This window comes from Corynebacterium sp. H113 (assembly GCF_037572315.1).
GTDB lineage: Bacteria > Actinomycetota > Actinomycetes > Mycobacteriales > Mycobacteriaceae > Corynebacterium.
The window spans coordinates 196682-212436 of the sequence record NZ_JBBHKZ010000001.1; the positions used below are offsets into that span (position 1 = coordinate 196682).

Annotated in this window: 13 protein-coding genes; 10 read left to right on the plus strand and 3 right to left on the minus strand. The window is 58.3% G+C overall.

What is annotated here, in order from left to right; translation table 11 throughout:
- The first annotated feature begins 31 nt into the window (after positions 1–31).
- The gene (locus WG938_RS00905) at positions 32–2956 is read left to right on the plus strand and encodes an MMPL family transporter (protein WP_339976620.1); all 2925 of its coding nucleotides are present in this window, start codon (positions 32–34) and stop codon (positions 2954–2956) included.
- A gap of 36 nt (positions 2957–2992) precedes the next feature.
- The gene (locus WG938_RS00910; protein ID WP_339976622.1) at positions 2993–4342 is read left to right on the plus strand and encodes a tRNA guanosine(34) transglycosylase Tgt; all 1350 of its coding nucleotides are present in this window, start codon (positions 2993–2995) and stop codon (positions 4340–4342) included.
- On the opposite strand, the gene WG938_RS00915 is transcribed toward WG938_RS00910, so the two are convergent.
- Positions 4326–5582: an HNH endonuclease signature motif containing protein gene (locus WG938_RS00915; protein WP_339976624.1), complete on the minus strand. Its 1257-nt coding sequence runs from the start codon at positions 5580–5582 to the stop codon at positions 4326–4328. The genes WG938_RS00910 and WG938_RS00915 overlap by 17 nt on opposite strands.
- A gap of 204 nt (positions 5583–5786) precedes the next feature.
- Here WG938_RS00915 and WG938_RS00920 point away from each other — a divergent pair, with 204 nt between their 5' ends.
- Entirely contained in the window at positions 5787–6809 is a 1023-nt protein-coding gene (locus WG938_RS00920; RefSeq protein WP_339976626.1) for an ABC transporter ATP-binding protein, read from the plus strand.
- Positions 6802–7569: an ABC transporter permease gene (locus WG938_RS00925; RefSeq protein WP_339976628.1), complete on the plus strand. Its 768-nt coding sequence runs from the start codon at positions 6802–6804 to the stop codon at positions 7567–7569. The genes WG938_RS00920 and WG938_RS00925 overlap by 8 nt, the downstream gene beginning before the upstream one ends.
- A gap of 15 nt (positions 7570–7584) precedes the next feature.
- Here WG938_RS00925 and WG938_RS00930 read toward each other — a convergent pair whose 3' ends face one another.
- A complete protein-coding gene (locus WG938_RS00930) occupies positions 7585–8343 on the minus strand; it encodes a queuosine precursor transporter (protein WP_445228159.1) in 759 nt (252 codons plus the stop codon).
- A 78-nt stretch (positions 8344–8421) separates the two neighbouring features.
- On the opposite strand from WG938_RS00930, the gene WG938_RS00935 reads away from it, so the two are divergent.
- Genes WG938_RS00935 through WG938_RS00950 form a run of 4 tightly spaced genes read left to right on the plus strand, consistent with a single transcriptional unit; the run spans position 8422 to position 11739 of the window.
- Positions 8422–8847 carry a hypothetical protein gene (locus WG938_RS00935; RefSeq protein WP_339976629.1) on the plus strand — a complete coding sequence of 142 codons (426 nt, stop codon included), beginning with the start codon at positions 8422–8424 and terminating at the stop codon, positions 8845–8847.
- The gene (gene gluQRS, locus WG938_RS00940) at positions 8825–9709 is read left to right on the plus strand and encodes a tRNA glutamyl-Q(34) synthetase GluQRS (protein WP_339976631.1); all 885 of its coding nucleotides are present in this window, start codon (positions 8825–8827) and stop codon (positions 9707–9709) included. Before WG938_RS00935 ends, gluQRS begins: the two co-directional genes overlap by 23 nt.
- 23 nt (positions 9710–9732) lie before the next feature.
- Positions 9733–10182: a flavodoxin family protein gene (locus WG938_RS00945; RefSeq protein WP_339976633.1), complete on the plus strand. Its 450-nt coding sequence runs from the start codon at positions 9733–9735 to the stop codon at positions 10180–10182.
- Between the two features lie 9 nt (positions 10183–10191).
- A complete protein-coding gene (locus WG938_RS00950) occupies positions 10192–11739 on the plus strand; it encodes an AMP nucleosidase (RefSeq protein WP_339976635.1) in 1548 nt (515 codons plus the stop codon).
- Here WG938_RS00950 and WG938_RS00955 read toward each other — a convergent pair.
- Positions 11736–13202: a SulP family inorganic anion transporter gene (locus tag WG938_RS00955; RefSeq protein ID WP_339976637.1), complete on the minus strand. Its 1467-nt coding sequence runs from the start codon at positions 13200–13202 to the stop codon at positions 11736–11738. The two genes, WG938_RS00950 and WG938_RS00955, sit on opposite strands and share 4 nt — an antisense overlap.
- Positions 13203–13280: 78 nt before the next feature.
- Here WG938_RS00955 and WG938_RS00960 point away from each other — a divergent pair, with 78 nt between their 5' ends.
- Entirely contained in the window at positions 13281–13493 is a 213-nt protein-coding gene (locus WG938_RS00960) for a heavy-metal-associated domain-containing protein (protein WP_339976639.1), read from the plus strand.
- A 10-nt stretch (positions 13494–13503) separates the two neighbouring features.
- Positions 13504–15738, plus strand: a complete 2235-nt coding sequence (locus WG938_RS00965) for a heavy metal translocating P-type ATPase (RefSeq protein WP_339976641.1) — start codon at positions 13504–13506, stop codon at positions 15736–15738.
- Positions 15739–15755: the final 17 nt, after the last annotated feature.

Consider the following 15755-nt stretch of genomic DNA (forward strand, 5'->3'; position numbering starts at 1 on the left):
GATTGTAATCGCTTGAAGGGAATTCCAGAAGATGGCTAAGGCCCTGTTCAACCTTGGCAGGTGGTCCTACCTGCATAAATGGACGGTGATCGTAGCGTGGGTTCTTATTGTTGCTGGCATTGGTGGCTCGGCCGCCACGCTGCAAAAGGGCTTCATGGATCAGTTCTCCATTCCTGGCATGCCGTCAGCGATTGCGTCGAAAATGATCGAGAAGAAGTTCCCCGACGAGCCAAACCCCATTCGTCAGCAAATGGTTTATGTGGTGTTCGAGGCTCCGGAGGGGCAGAAGCTTGAAGAGCCACAGAATATGGAGGCGATGGATGCCGTCGTCTCCTCCATTAAAGAGGACGTCGGCCAGAAAGATGATGTTCTCCAGCTCGTGAATCCGGTGACCCTCAACAAGGGTCTCCAGGAGAAAGTCATTGAAGCAGGTACGAGTTCCGGCTTGCCAGAGGACGTCGCAAAGCAAGACGCTTACGCTCTGAGAACGCTTTCCGACGACGGTCGCTACGGCATCTCAACGTTTACTTTCGATGTGTTGGTGCCGGCAGATATTGAGCCGGAAAATCATGCTGCCCTCGAAGCAGCGATGCAAAAGGGCCGCGATGCCGGTCTGAAGGTCGAAGCGATGGGTCCGGGCATGCAGGCTCCGGTGGCGGTGCAGGCGACGTCTGAGGTTATCGGCCTGTCGGTGGCGTTTATTGTTCTGATTATTACATTCGGTTCGATCGCTGCCGCTGGTTTGCCGTTGTTGACGGCTGTAGTGGGCATCATCATTGGTTCGCTCGCAGTGGTCTTGTCGACGCGGTTCACCGATGTCAACTCCATTACTCCGGTGCTTGCCGTCATGATTGGCCTGGCCGTGGGCATCGACTACGCGCTATTTATTCTGTCGCGCTATAGAGCCGAACGAGCGCGAGGTATGACCAGGGCTGATGCCGTGGGCATGGCGACGGGCACGGCTGGTTCGTCAGTTGTGTTCGCTGGTCTGACGGTAATTGTGGCGCTGGCGGCGCTGGTTATTGCGAAAATTCCATTCCTGTCGTTGATGGGTATTTCTGCGGCGTTCACTGTGTTCGTGGCAGTGCTGGTGTCGCTGACGCTGCTGCCTGCATTGATGGCGTTGTTTGGCGACAAGATTTTCGCTCTCAAAGTGCCTGGCATCGCGGGTAATCCATTCAAGGGTGGTCGTCGTCCGCTGTTTGCTGGCAAGACGATGGGGCGTCGTTGGGTTGAGCTGATTCACAAGGTTCCTGGACTGTTCTTGGTCGGGTCGGTTGGCTTGTTGTTGGCTTTGGCTGTGCCCGCAATGAATCTGTCATTGGCGTTGCCATCGGACTCGACGGCTGAGTTTGATTCGACGAACCGCAAGGCCATCACTATGGCCGAGGAGGGCTTCGGGCCTGGTCGAAATTCGCAGCTGATTATTGTCGCAGATGCCGACAACGTGAATCCGGAAGCCCCGGCTCTTCAGCCACTGATCGACACGATCATGGCGGCGGATCCGCAGATGCCGAAGGAAGATGCTGCACGGAAGGCGTCGTATAGCTACGCGTTGGATCAGCTGAAGGCAAATGTCGGTGTGGAGCATGTGCAGCTCGTCGGCATGAATAAGGACGGCACGGGGGTGAAGATGGTGATGACACCATCGTCCGGCCCCCTCGATCCCGCGACGAAGCAGCTGATGAACGCCGTGCGTGCGCAGCAGAATCAGCTGAAGTCGAGCACCGGTCTGGAGACGGGCGTGACCGGTCTGGTGCCGATTGAAATCGACATTACGGACCGCCTCGGTCAGGCCATGCCGATCTATTTGTCGGTAGTGGTTGGTCTGGCGATCGTACTGTTGCTGCTCGTTTTCCGATCCTTCATGGTGCCGTTGACTGCTGGACTGGGCTTCTTGCTGTCGGTGGCTGCGGCGTTCGGCGTGACGGTGCTGGTGTTCCAGGAAGGCCTGTGGGGAATGGTGGCGACTCCGGGTCCACTGGTGTCGTTCATCCCAATCTTCATGATTGGCGTGACGTTCGGCCTCGCCATGGACTACCAGGTATTCCTCGTGTCGCGTATGCGCGAGCACTTTACGCACAACAAGGGCAAGCCAACTCCGGGTTCGCGCTACACCGCGGTCGAAGAGTCGGTTGTCGAGGGATTCTCACTGGGCGCGCGCGTGGTGACGGCCGCCGCGATCATCATGATCTCCGTCTTCATTGCGTTCATCGGTCAGCCCTTGGCGTTCGTGAAGGTCTTCGGTTTTGCACTGGGTGCGGCTGTGCTTTTCGACGCTTTCGTCGTCCGCATGACCCTCATCCCTGCGTCGATGTTCTTGCTTGGCCGTTCCGTCTGGTGGTTGCCAAAGTGGTTTGACCGCATCTTGCCGACGGTCGATGTCGAAGGTGCTGCCCTCGAGGGGCGTATCGACGAACTCGTTAAGGCTGGGCGCGCCGAACAGGAACGCGAGGCTGCGGGTGCTGGTGCCGGCGGTGCGGCGATTGGTACTGCTCGGAAGATGAAGAAGCCGAAGAAGCAAAAGCTGTCGAAGCGGGAGAAGAAGGCTCAGGAGCAGATTGGCGTCGATGAGCTGATTGCTTCGAAGACCGGCGCTCCGCTTCCAGAACCTGAAGTAAACGCGACTGGTGTCGCGGGTGCTGGCGGCATTGCCGCGTTGCTGGCGAAGAAGAAGGCTGACGCGGAAAAGGCTGTCGAGCCAGAAGAGCCAGAGGCAGAAGAGCCGGTGAAGCTTGATGCTGCGGCATATGCATCCGGCAAACTGCCTAAGGGCATGAAGAAGCGTTCTTCGCTGGTGTCCGGTGTAGCCGGTGCGTCGGGAACGATTTCGAAGCCACAAGATCCACCACGCAAGCGAATTTCCGTTGCTGAGCTGGCTCGTCGTGAAGGCACTGAGTTGAAGGGTCCGCGACGTCGTCGGGCCGTGTGGGATCCAAGCGACGACGCGGAATAAGCTTCACTGAGTTTTACCAACTATCGAAGGGACGAGATGTCTGCAGGGTTTGACGTCGTAAAGCAGATCGAGGGTGCGCGAGGGCGTGCGGGTGTTATCACGACTCCGCATGGTGAGGTGCAGACCCCGGCGTTCATTCCTGTGGGTACGAAGGCGACGGTAAAGACGCTGACGCCGGAGCAGATTCGTGGCACGCGCGCGCAGGCGATTCTGTCGAATGCGTATCACTTGTATTTGCAGCCCGGCGATGAAATTGTCGACGCCGCCGGTGGTCTGACCGCATTCTCGAATTGGCGCGGGCCGACGTATACCGATTCGGGTGGCTTCCAGGTCATGAGCTTGGGAGCTGGTTTCAAGAAGACCCTCGCCATGGACGTGACCGGCCTGCAGAACGATGACGTTGTCGCGCCGGGCAAGGAGCGCAATGCGTTCGTTGATGAAGATGGCGTGAATTTTCGTTCTTTCATTGATGGCTCGATGCACCGGTTCACTCCCGAAGTGTCGATGCGCATTCAGCACAATCTGGGCGCCGACATCATGTTCGCGTTCGATGAGCTCACCACTCTGATGAACACTCGTTCCTACCAGGAGTCGTCGGTCGAGCGTACGCATCGTTGGGCTCGTCGCTGCTTGGAGGCTCATAATGCGCTGACCGAGGAGCGCAACCAGGTTCCCGGTTTTGTTCCGAATGCTTCCATGTGGGTGTCGCGGGAGCGTTACGACGACTTCGTCGCCAAGGCCTCCTACTTGGGCGCGGGGGAGAAGCCGCTGCAGCAGCTGTTCGGTGTGGTGCAGGGCGCTCAGTATGAGGATTTGCGTAGGCAGGCGGCGCGCGGTTTGGTGTCGCTGTCTGAGGAGTTCGAGACTGAGGGCAAGCTTGGTTTTCATGGTTATGGCATTGGTGGTGCCATTGAGAAGCAGCGCTTGGGTGAGATTTGTGGTTGGGTGACGGACGAGTTGCCGGAGGATCGCCCTCGCCACATGCTGGGCATTTCCGAGCCTGACGATATTTTCGCTGCCGTGGAAAATGGTGCGGACACGTTTGACTGTGTGGCGCCGACCCGTCTTGCTCGCCGTGGTGGCGTGTACACGCTTGATGGGCGTATGACTTTGACGAATGCTCGTTTCAAGACGGATTTCCGCCCGATCGACGCTGAGGTCGCGTCGTACACAACGCTGAATTTCTCGCGTGCGTATTTGCACCATTTGCTGAAGGCGAAGGAGTACCTGGCGGGCACGTTGTGCACGATTCACAACGTGTACTTCATGGTGTCGCTGGTGGACAACATTCGTCAGTCGATTATGGAAGACCGCTTCCACGAGTACCGAGATGAATTCCTCGGTCGCTATTACGCCAATGGTGGGCGAGCTACGGCGGAGAAGTAGCTGGTTGGGGCGCTGCGTCGGAGAACTCGGAGATTATCCATTCGACGAATCTTCGGCGGATTGTCGCGGTCTTTCTAGTGGCTCGCTGGTCGAAGGTTTGCCTCCCGATGCCCGCGAGCGGACCTGATGGGATGCTTCGGGCGGTGATTCCGTCATGTGATGCCCACGTTTCTGTGTGATCCGCGTGGCTGGTGACATCCCATAACTTGTGGGTCTTCAGATTGTGGTGCTTTCTGCAGAGGCAGTGCAGATTGCCTGTGTCAGTCGGGCCACCTTTGGCAGGATCGTCGTGGTTGTATGGCGCGATATGGTCTATGTCGCACTGTTGAGCAGGTACGTCGCATCCTGGAAACCTGCAGGTGCCATCACGGCCACGCACCCGTGCTAGCTGCGCGGCTGTTGGGCTGTATGACTGTGCACAACTGTCTCCGGACAGTCGGATATGAGTTGCGCGGTCAATCCATTCCTGCGTCGCGACATCGTTGAGCCAACCAGCGCCATCTAGGTAAGCAGGCCCACCGTTTTCGTGTCGGTACACGTTGATAACGACTTGAGCATCGACATTTCCGCGAACGATATGCATTAACGCGTCTGGGATCGTGCATTCACGGCCTTGGGCAATCTCCTGAGCTTTTACGACTTTGATTGCGGCGAAAAGCTCTGTCGCGCGGTCGCGTTCTAGGAGACCGCTAAGGAAACAATGCTGGCCATCTCCAGCATCTTCGCATGTCAGTGCCTCGGACGAAGGCGGCGGAACGGTGGTGCCATCGTTGCGTGCGCGATTGTCGTACTCAACGACGATGTCTCCGACTTTTCGAGCGAGAGTGCGAGGACCGATGAAACCTTGTTGATGACGACGAGGCTTGAGTAGATCGAGAATATGGCGTTCGATTCCAGGCATTTGGCCGTCCTCGATAGCGGCTGTGCCATTCGCAATAATGGACAAATAGCGCAGCGGAACGGCCTCAGAAGATTCCGCAAAGGCGGCCAGCTTTGGCATGCGGTTGAGCATCAACCCGACGTCGCAAAGCATGAGGCACTGACCGCGACTTAGACCCAGTCGAACCGAAAGCCGCGCTGCGTGATTCTCGACATCCGCGTGCAGCGCAGGTGTGCATGCGAGTGCAAGCTTGAAATCAGCGATGTTGGCAGCACGCGAAAGTGCAGATAGTGGATCGTCCGGGCGTTGATGTGACCAAGACGGTGAATCGTCGTAGCCGGTTGAGTTGAGCGGTGACATGGTTACTTCCCCCTAGAAACCAATGCATCCTTACACGTTTTATCGTACATGCTTTCGATAAGGTATGCAAATGTTTGTTCGAAACAGATGTGTCCACAGCCTTATGCGTCTGCACCCAGTGAACCGCAAACCCCCGCCCGCGATACCCAAAAGGTAGCCCCGGCGCTACTGTCACATCGCGAGCGCTGCTTTAACGTTGGATACATGATCACAGTTGACCGGCTGACGAAGAAGTACGGCGCCAAAACTGCCGTCGAGGACCTGAGTTTCACCGTTCCCGATGGCCTGGTGACCGGCTTCCTCGGGCCCAACGGTTCCGGCAAATCCACGACGATGCGCTGCATGCTGGGGTTGGACGCTCCGACCTCGGGGCAGGTGCTCTTTTCTGGAAGCTTTACGACGGGCACCTACGCCAAGCAGCCGTTTGCTGCGCTGCCTCACAAGATGAACGTCGCCGGGGCGATTTTGGATGCAAGCTGGTTTGCGCCGTCGAGAAGCGGTCGTAACCATCTGCGCGCGATCGCCCGGGGTGCCGGGATTTCCGACGCGCGAGTGGAGGAATGCCTGGATCTGGTCGGCATGACAGATGCCGGGAAGTACAAGGTCGGCGGGTATTCGTTGGGGATGAAGCAACGTCTGGGCGTTGCGACGGCACTGCTCGGGCGTCCTCAGCACCTCATTTTCGACGAACCCATTAACGGTCTTGATCCCGAGGGGGTGACGTGGATGCGTGACACGATTCGTCGGCAAGCTGCGGAGGGGCGCAGCGTGCTGGTGTCGTCACATCTGCTGTCGGAGATGCAGCTGACAGCGGACCGGGTCGTGGTGATTGGTCGCGGAAAATTGATCGGCGAGTACAGCATGGATGAGTTCCTAGCTGGGGGAATGGCCGTGGAGGTCGAAACTCCTCAGGTAGAAGAGTTTGCAGAGCTGGTTCGAGCGCTCGGCATGGGTATCCAAGAAGCAGCCACGCAGCCCACAAATGACTCGGCAAATACCTTCAGAGTTCCGGTGCCAACCGATGTCAATGAGGCTGAAATCCGTCGTCGTATCGCAGAAACCGCGATGGAACGAGGAATTGTGCTCACGCGGCTGACCACGAAGCGCGACAACTTAGAGCAGCGATTCCTCGCTGCAACGGCGGAGGCGCAGGAGTACTCGACAACAGCGATCGATACCACCATCGACACGGCAATCACCAAGGAGAACGGAAAGTACCATGCCTAGTCTTGTCAATGCGTTGAAGGCGGAGTCGACGAAGATGGTGAGCCTGCGTAGCACGTGGGTGTGGATGATCTTGCTGACCGGTTCTCTGTACGGTCCGCTGATTCTCGTTGGCCTGCTGGGCAAGAGTGGCACCCAAGTGGATTGGGAAATGCTTCTCGTCGGAGCGATGATTTTCTCGCTGATGGCGGTATCGTATGCGGGCTCGTCGATCGCCGCCGAATATTCGGAGAAGATGTACGCGCACGCCTTTCTTAGCCAAGACCGCAGGTCGTACTGGCTGATCGCACGCAGTTTATTGATTATTGTGTTCATCGCAATCAATGCGATCGTCGGTGGCTTTTTGGCCTGGGTAGTGGTCGCGGTGCTGCCGAAGCCGGAGTTCGTTGGTGGCGATATCACCCAAGTGTGGGCGCTGTCGATGATGACCTTGATGTTCTCCATCATTGCCATGTGGTGCGCGGTGTTGACGCGTAGTCGCGTTGTTGCAGTCGCGGTGCCATTGGTCTGGATGATTGTGGTGGAACAACTACTGTCCGCTGCAGCCGGGTCCGATATCGGACGCATGTTTTGGCTGGTGGGGCCAGGCACCCGCACTACTCAGATTGCTGGTGTGCTGGGTGGCCATGGCAACGACATGGAAGTTGGTTGGCACGCCATGCAGATCCAACCATTGTGGTTCAACGTGGCCGTAGTGCTGGCCTGGATTGGTGTCGCAATCGCGACGAGTTTCTTGGTGAATGCTCGCCGCGACGTGCGCTAACGACGTGCGCTAGTTCTATGCGTAATATCCTTCGCGACGCTTAACCCAGCCAATAACCTGGTACGTCACGGGCATCATCAATACCTCGACCGCTGTCTTCCAGAGGAAACCAACGATCACGTAGTTCACGAACGTGCCCCACGAGTCGATGCCAATCGCCGTCGCAGCGATGGAGCAGAAGATTACGGTATCTACAAGTTCACCAACGATTGTCGAGCCAAGCAGTCGAGCCCATAGCGCGCGCTCACCAGTCTTGCGTTTGATGGCCGTCAGCGACCAGGCATTCAACAGCTGGCCCACCACATAACCGGCCAGACCAGCCAAAACTAGCTGTGGCACCGTACCCAGTACGGCCTCAAATGCGGCCTGATTCTCGTAGAATTCTGCAGCCGGCAGCTTAATGGCGATGAAGAAGCACAGCATCGCAAACGCGAGCACCGCGAAACCGGTCCATACAGCGCGTTGCGTTGCTTTGTATCCGTAGCATTCGGACAGTACGTCACCGATGACGTAGCTCAGCGGAAAGAGGAAAAATGCACCGTCTGTAACCAGGCTGCCAATCTCGACGCCCTTGGTCGCGGTGATATTCGAAACAATCAATACGCCGATGAAGATTGCAATGAATGTTGGGTACATCGTGCGTTGCACGTGAATGTGGCGCACGCTTGACGACGTCGCTGCATTATCACTGTTGTGTGCGGGCGCGTGCGAAGCTGTTGCAGCATCAGCTCCGGCGACACCCGGCCCAGACTTGGGCAAGTTTTCGTTAGTCACGGCTGGGAATGTTACCTGCCAATCTGCTAGTTGCTAATTCCGCGGATAGCCTGGAACTACGTGCACCAAGGAGCAGCAATGAAGATATATAGACGCATCGTCGTAACGTTGTTTTCTGCGATCTTCATACTTGGTGGAATCGCGCATTTCGTTCTCGGTCGGACAAACCCGGAGGGGTACTCGGTGTTTGCGGACACCGCGTTGATCCCGGCGCTTGCGGACTTGTGGCGCAACTTCGCGATGCCCAACATCAGCTGGCTCACCATCGTCCTCGGTTGCTACGAACTCGCTGCCGGCGTTGGCCTTATTCTCCCGCGCACGCGACGCTTCGCGGCCATCGCCATGCTTCTGTTTCTCGTGTTCATCACCGTTGTTGGCTATGGCTTTCCGACGACGACCATCCTCGACGACATCCTCAAGAACCGATTGTTCACTACCGTGATGGCAGTTCTGATCCTTCCGTTGCTTTACGGTAAGAAGCATGACCGCACGAGGCACGTCTGATCTACCAACCGGCCGTTACGCACCATCGCCGACGGGGCGGCTCCACCTCGGCAATCTGCGCACGGCGGTCATTGCGTGGGCGCATGCCCGCGCACACGGAGGGAAGTTTCTCATTCGGATTGAGGACATCGACAGGCAGCGCTCAAAGCCCGAGCATGAGGCGCAGCAGCTCAAAGACCTAGAAGCAATAGGCATCGATTGGGATGGCACGCCGGTACGCCAGTCAGAGAGGACGGAGCTGTATGAGGAGGCCGTCGCAAAGCTCAGCGCACAGGGGCTGACGTACCCGTGTTACTGCACGCGGCGGGAGATCCTGGCGGCGTCGTCTGCTCCGCATGGGGCGCCGGGGGCGTATCCGGGCACGTGTCGGAATCGGGCGGAGGCGGTGCCGGGACGGGAGCCGTCGACGCGGTTGAAGTCGCAGGTCGAGGCCTGGGAGGCGGTCGACGAGCTGCACGGGCGCATCACCGGCACGGTCGATGACTTTATCTTGCGACGCTCCGACCACATGTGGGCCTACAATCTGGCGGTTGTCGTCGATGATGCAGACCAAGGCGTGACGGAAGTCGTACGTGGGGATGACTTATTGGCATCGGCTGCTCGGCAGGCGTACCTTGCGCACCTACTTGGGGAGTCAGCGCCAATGTTCGTACACGTACCGCTGGTGCTGAACAGCGAAGGGCGACGATTGTCGAAGCGAGACGGGGACGTGACACTCGGCGAACTGTCCGTGGAACAGGCACAGCGGTGGATCGTGGGGTCGCTGGGCGCGCCGGGCAGTACTGTGCCGGACTCAATCGCCGACCTGCCCGAAGCATTCCGCAAGGGCCTCGCTATTCCGCGAGAACCAGTTATTTTCTAAGTCCAAGCGCTAGCCTCGACCACATGGCTACTCTCCTCATCGTTCATCATTCGCCGACCCCGTTGACCAGCGAAATTCTCGACGAGGTCCTGCAGGGCGCACGCGACCCCGAACTCGCAGCCGTCGATGTCCGCGTTGTTGAGGCCCTCGACGCGACCAGCGACGATATCCTCGCGGCCGATGCTGTCCTGCTTGGCACGACCGCCAACTTTGGCTATATCTCCGGTGCGCTCAAGCATTTCTTCGACACTACATTTATGGACTGTGCCGACCGCACCCATGGCCTGCCGTTTTCATACTGGATTCGCGGCGGTAAAGACACGACTGGCGCTGAAAAAGCCATGCAATCCATCACCACTGGATACTCGTGGGAGTTGGCGGCGGAGCCTGTGGTTTTTGTTGGAGAACTTGACGACGACCGTCGCCAGCAACTCACCAATCTTGGTGGGACGTTGGCAGCTCAATTGCTTTAGTCTGGCAGCATGAGCGACGCACGCACGACACATACTGACCTGTTCGAGCTGGCACCGTTTCAGCCGACCGAAGGTGAGGGGCATTTCTTCTCGGATCCCGCTGCTGCGGTAGCGCGGTTGCAGGAAATCCATAAGGCGAACATGGCGTTTTTGGTGCGCCAGTACGAAAGTGCATGTCAGGCAAAGGCTCGGAATGAGAGCATTCCTTCCTCGATTCGCGCGTGCTACCCCGAGCTGCGATTCACCGTCGACGAAGTCGGTGAAGTAGATGCGTCGTTGTCGCATGGTTTCGTCGATAGGCCGGGCATTTATGCGGCGACCATTACGCGGCCAAAAATGTACGAACGCTACCTGATGGAGCAGATCGAGAGTCTGCTGGTCAATCATGGTGGCGAGGTTGAGGTGCGGGTGTCGGAGCAGCCGATTCCGTTGCGGATGTGTCGTGGCTTCAACGAGGCGGCCGAGCGTGCGACTGAGTTGATTGGCGAGTCTTTCACTGCAGCAGATATTTCTGCAGTCGAGCGTTGTTTTACGCCTATTGACTCCGCATTTATCGACGACACCGTCGCCGATGGTGAGGCAGACTTCTTGAACCTGCCCATCAAGCCACTCAGCCTCTTTAGTGCCCCGCGCGTGGATCTAGCGCTGCAGCGTCTTGAGCATTATGCAGGGTCGAATGCGAGCCACATCCAGCGGTTCATTCTCTTCACCAACTACCAACTGCACACCGACGTCTTTCTGACGTACGCTGCCGAGCTCGCCCCGGACAATAAGCACGGGTACACGGAACTCGTATGCCCTGGTGACATGCGTTTCCCAATTGGGGAAGTGCCGAGTGCGGAGGTGTGTCGTCGTCACGCGCATGCGTCGCAAATGCCTGCGTACCACTTGGTTCGTGAAGATGATTGCGGTGTCAGCATCATCGATATTGGCGTCGGTCCAAGTAATGCGAAGACCATTACGGACTGCCTCGCTGTGCTGCGTCCGCACTGTTGGATGATGGTTGGCCACTGCGCCGGCCTCGATGGCCGCATGCGCATTGGTGACATGATTCTCGCGAATGGCTATGACCGCGCCGACGGCATTCTCGATGAGATTGTGCCGTTGGAGAAGCCAATTCCGCCGATCGCAGAGGTGCAGATGGCGGTGACGGATGCTTTGCGACGAGTGTCGGGTCTCGACCGCGATTCCCTCAAGAAACGACTTCGGACAGGCACTGTGCTGTCTACGTCGGACCGGAACTGGGAATGGCGGGCGCAGTCGGATATTTATCGTGACTTGCAGAAGTCCACGGCGATTGGCGTAGAGATGGAGTCAGCAACCATCGCTGCGAATGGCTACCGATTCCGGGTGCCATATGGCGCGTTGCTGAGCGTCTCTGACATGCCACTGCATGACCAGCCGAAACTGCCACGTTCGGCACGCCGGTTCTACCAGGCGTCGAAGATGGAGCACCTGATGTCGGCGGTGCAGGCCTGCGAGCTGATGGCCGAGAACCCAGATCAGTTGCATTCACGTAAGTTGCGCAGGCCGGTTGGGGAAGTGGCGTTTCGCTAGTTCAGCTGCCCGGTCAGCTTCTGTAGGCGAGCCAGGCTCGGCCCGTCAAGGCCGATGATCTCGACGCTCGTGCCACGTTCTTCGAACTTTCGGGTCACGGAGTCGAGCGTCGCAACGGTCGAGGCGTCCCAAATCTCAGCGCCGGTGAGGTCGATGACCACATGCTTTGCAGCATGTGCGTAGTCGAAGCTGTACACCAGGTCGTTGCTGGATGCGAAGAACAGCTGGCCCTTGATCGAATAGGTATCTACGCCGTCAGCTTCATGCTTTTCGACGTCCGCCAAGTGCGCAACCCGTCGCGCAAACATCACCATGGCCGTGATGACACCCAGGATGACACCCACCGCGAGGTTAGTGAACAAGGTCGCAATCACCGTGGTCAGCATGACAGCGGTTTCGCTCCACGGCATCAGTCGAAGCGTGCGTGGGTGAATCGAATGCCAGTCCATGGTGCCGACGGACACCATGATCATGATTGCGACCAGTGCTGCCATCGGGATGAGTCCGACGATGTCGCCCAATGACACAGAGAGCAACAGGATAAAGATGCCTGCGAGCAGCGTCGACAAGCGAGTGCGCGCTCCGGATTCGCGGACGTTGATCATCGTTTGGCCGATCATCGCGCAGCCACCCATACCTCCGAAGAGGCTGGTCACGATGTTTGCGACACCCTGACCCCAGCCTTCGCGGGTTTTGTCGGAGTGGACGTCAGTGATGTCGTCGACGAGCTTCGCGGTCAGCAGCGATTCGAGCAAACCCACTAGCGCCATTGCCAGTGCGTACGGGAAGATAATGCGCAGTGTGTCCACATTGAGTGGAACGTTCGGCAGCAGGAGCTCGGGGAAGCTCTGTGGCAATTCACCCTGATCTGCGACGTTTGGCACTGACCAACCGGTCACTAGCACCACGGCGCTGATGGCAAGAATGGTGACAAGCGGTGCGGGGATGACCGTCGTGAAGCGCGGGAAGAACACCATGATCGCAATTCCGGCCGCGACCAGCGGATACACGAGCCACGGCACGCCAATGAGGTGCGGCAGCTGCGCCATGAAAACGATGATGGATAGTGCGTTGACGAAGCCGATCATGACGGAGCGTGGGATGAATCGCATCAGCTTTGCGACGCCGAACACCGCCATGATGATCTGCAGAACTCCGGCAAGCAGAACTGTCGCGAGGAAATAGTCGATGCCGTATTCACGGGCAACGGGTGCAATGACGACGGCGACTGCGCCAGTGGCAGCCGAGATCATGGCTGGGCGGCCACCGGTGAACGCGATGGTAACGGCCATCGTGCAGGACGCGAAAAGGCCGAGGCGCGGGTCGACACCGGCGAGGATAGAAAATGAAATTGCCTCGGGGACGAGTGCGAGTGCCACGACAAGTCCTGCGAGAACTTCCGTGCGGAGCCGCTTTGGCGATGAGAAAGCGAACTTAAAAGACTCGATGATGCTAGTACTCACGCAGTCTCCTGTCTTGGGTCGTAAATGGACAAAGATAAAGATTGAAAACTATACCCAGTGGGGGTATGAATGGGAACTATGAAGACTCAAGAATTTACCGTTCCCGGAATGACCTGTGGCCACTGCGAAGCATCGGTGCGCGAGGAAGTCAGCGAGATCGCTGGCGTTACCGGCGTTGAGGCGGATCGCACGCGTGATTATGTTGCAGTGACCTCGGACGAAGGAATCGACGAAGCTGCCATTATTGCAGCAATCGATGAAGCCGGATACTCAGCGACCCCAGTGAAGTAGGACCGGATCCATGAGTGCACCGAATATTCTGTCCATCGATATACCCGTGGGTGGTATGACGTGTGCGTCATGTGCGAACCGCGTGGAGCGGAAGCTCAACAAACTCGACGGCGTGACGGCAGTCGTTAATTACGCGACCGAAGCCGCCCACGTCGAAGCCCCTGAGGGGTATGACCCAGAGAAGTTCATCGAGGTCATCGAAGCTGCCGGGTATACCGCTGAGCTGCCGGGGCCGGAGCCTGAATCAGAGCCTGAGTCGGACGCCGAACCAGACGCAGCTGACCCTGAGCTCACCTCTCTCCGGCAACGCGTCATCGGAGCTGCGTGGCTGGCCATCCCGGTAATCATCATTTCGATGATTCCCGCTCTTCAGTTCACCAACTGGCAGTGGTTGTGCTTGGTACTCACCGCGCCTGTGTACGTGTGGGCGGGCTGGCCATTCCATCGTGCGACGTGGAATAACTTGCGTCATGGCGAGACCACGATGGACACTCTCATCACCTTGGGTACCTCCGCTGCGTTCTTCTGGAGTGTTTGGGCCCTCTTCTTCGGCACCGCCGGTACCCCAGGGCTCAAGCATGAGTTCGCGTTGACGGTGTCACACGGACACGATGCCAGCGCAAACATTTACCTCGAAGCTGCCGCTGGCATCATCCTGTTCGTTCTCGCCGGTCGCTACTACGAAAAGCGGGCGAAGCGTCGCGCCGGGCAGGCCTTGCGTGCCATGCTCGATCTTGGTGCCAAGGACGTCTCTATACTTCGCGACGGTCGCGAACACCGCATCCCCGTTTCCCAATTGGAAGTGGGCCAAGAATTTGTAGTTCGCCCTGGTGAGAAGATCGCGACCGACGGTGTCGTGGTGTCCGGTGCCTCCGCTGTTGACGAGTCGATGCTGACCGGCGAATCCGTACCTGTCGAAGTTGCTCCTGGAGATTCCGTCACGGGTGCGACGGTGAACATGTCGGGTCAGATCGTCGTTAAGGCGCAGCGTGTAGGGGCGGAGACTCAGCTCGCGCAGATGGCGAAGATGGTGGAGGACGCGCAGTCGGGCAAGGCTCCTGTGCAGCGTCTCGCGGATCGCATTTCGGGCGTGTTTGTGCCGGTTGTGCTGGTCATTACAGTGCTGACGCTGGTGGGCTGGATAGTTGTGAGCGGCGACGTGTCCATGGCCGTCACCGCCGCTGTCGCAGTGCTCATCGTTGCGTGCCCGTGTGCATTGGGCTTGGCGACGCCGACCGCGTTGCTGGTTGGCACCGGTCGGGGCGCGCAAATGGGCGTGCTGTTGAAGGGGCCGGAAGTGCTGGAGCAGACACGGCGGATCGACACGATTGTGCTGGATAAGACAGGCACGGTTACCACCGGCGAAATGCAAGTCACTGGCGTGTACCCCGTGGAGGGAACAGAATCCGATCTGCTCGCTCTTGCTGGTGCAGTGGAGTCGGCATCGCAGCATCCAATCGCGCAAGCGATTGCCAAGGCAGCGGGCGATGTTTCCCCAGTCACGGACTTCACCGATCTGCCCGGTCGTGGTGTTCGTGGAACAGTACAAGGCCAGGCTGTTGAAGTATTGCGGGGTGGTGCTGAGGTGGCGGAGTTCGTCGTTAAGCACAGCCTTGACAGTGCACAGACCTGGGCAACTGTGACTGCGGACGGGCGCGTGGTTGGGCACATTGCTGTGGCGGATGCGGTGAAGGAGTCGTCGGCGCGGGCGATTGCACAGCTCAAGGAGCTGGGACTGCGACCTGTGCTGCTGACTGGCGACAATGAGCAGGTTGCACAGCGCGTGGCTGAAGCTGTTGGGATTGGTGCTGGTACGCGCGACGTGATTGCGGGCGTGCTGCCGGAGGAGAAGGTTGCGGAGATTGAACGTCTGCAAGCAGAGGGGCGCGTCGTGGCGATGGTTGGCGACGGTGTCAATGATGCGGCGGCGTTGGCGCAAGCGGACCTCGGCATGGCGATGGGCACTGGCACCGACGTGGCAATGCAGGCTGCCGATGTGACTCTCGTGCGTGGCGACCTGATGGCAGCGGTTGATGCCGTGCGTCTGTCGCGAAAGACCTTGTCGACGATTCGCGGCAACCTGTTCTGGGCGTTTGCGTACAACGTAGCGGCTATTCCGGTGGCAGCACTCGGATTATTGAATCCGATGCTTGCGGGTGCGGCCATGGCGTTCTCGTCGGTATTCGTCGTGGGCAATAGCCTGCGGTTGGGCCGGTTCCGTAGCGTGCATGGTGACGTCGGGTGAATCTGGAGACATTGAGA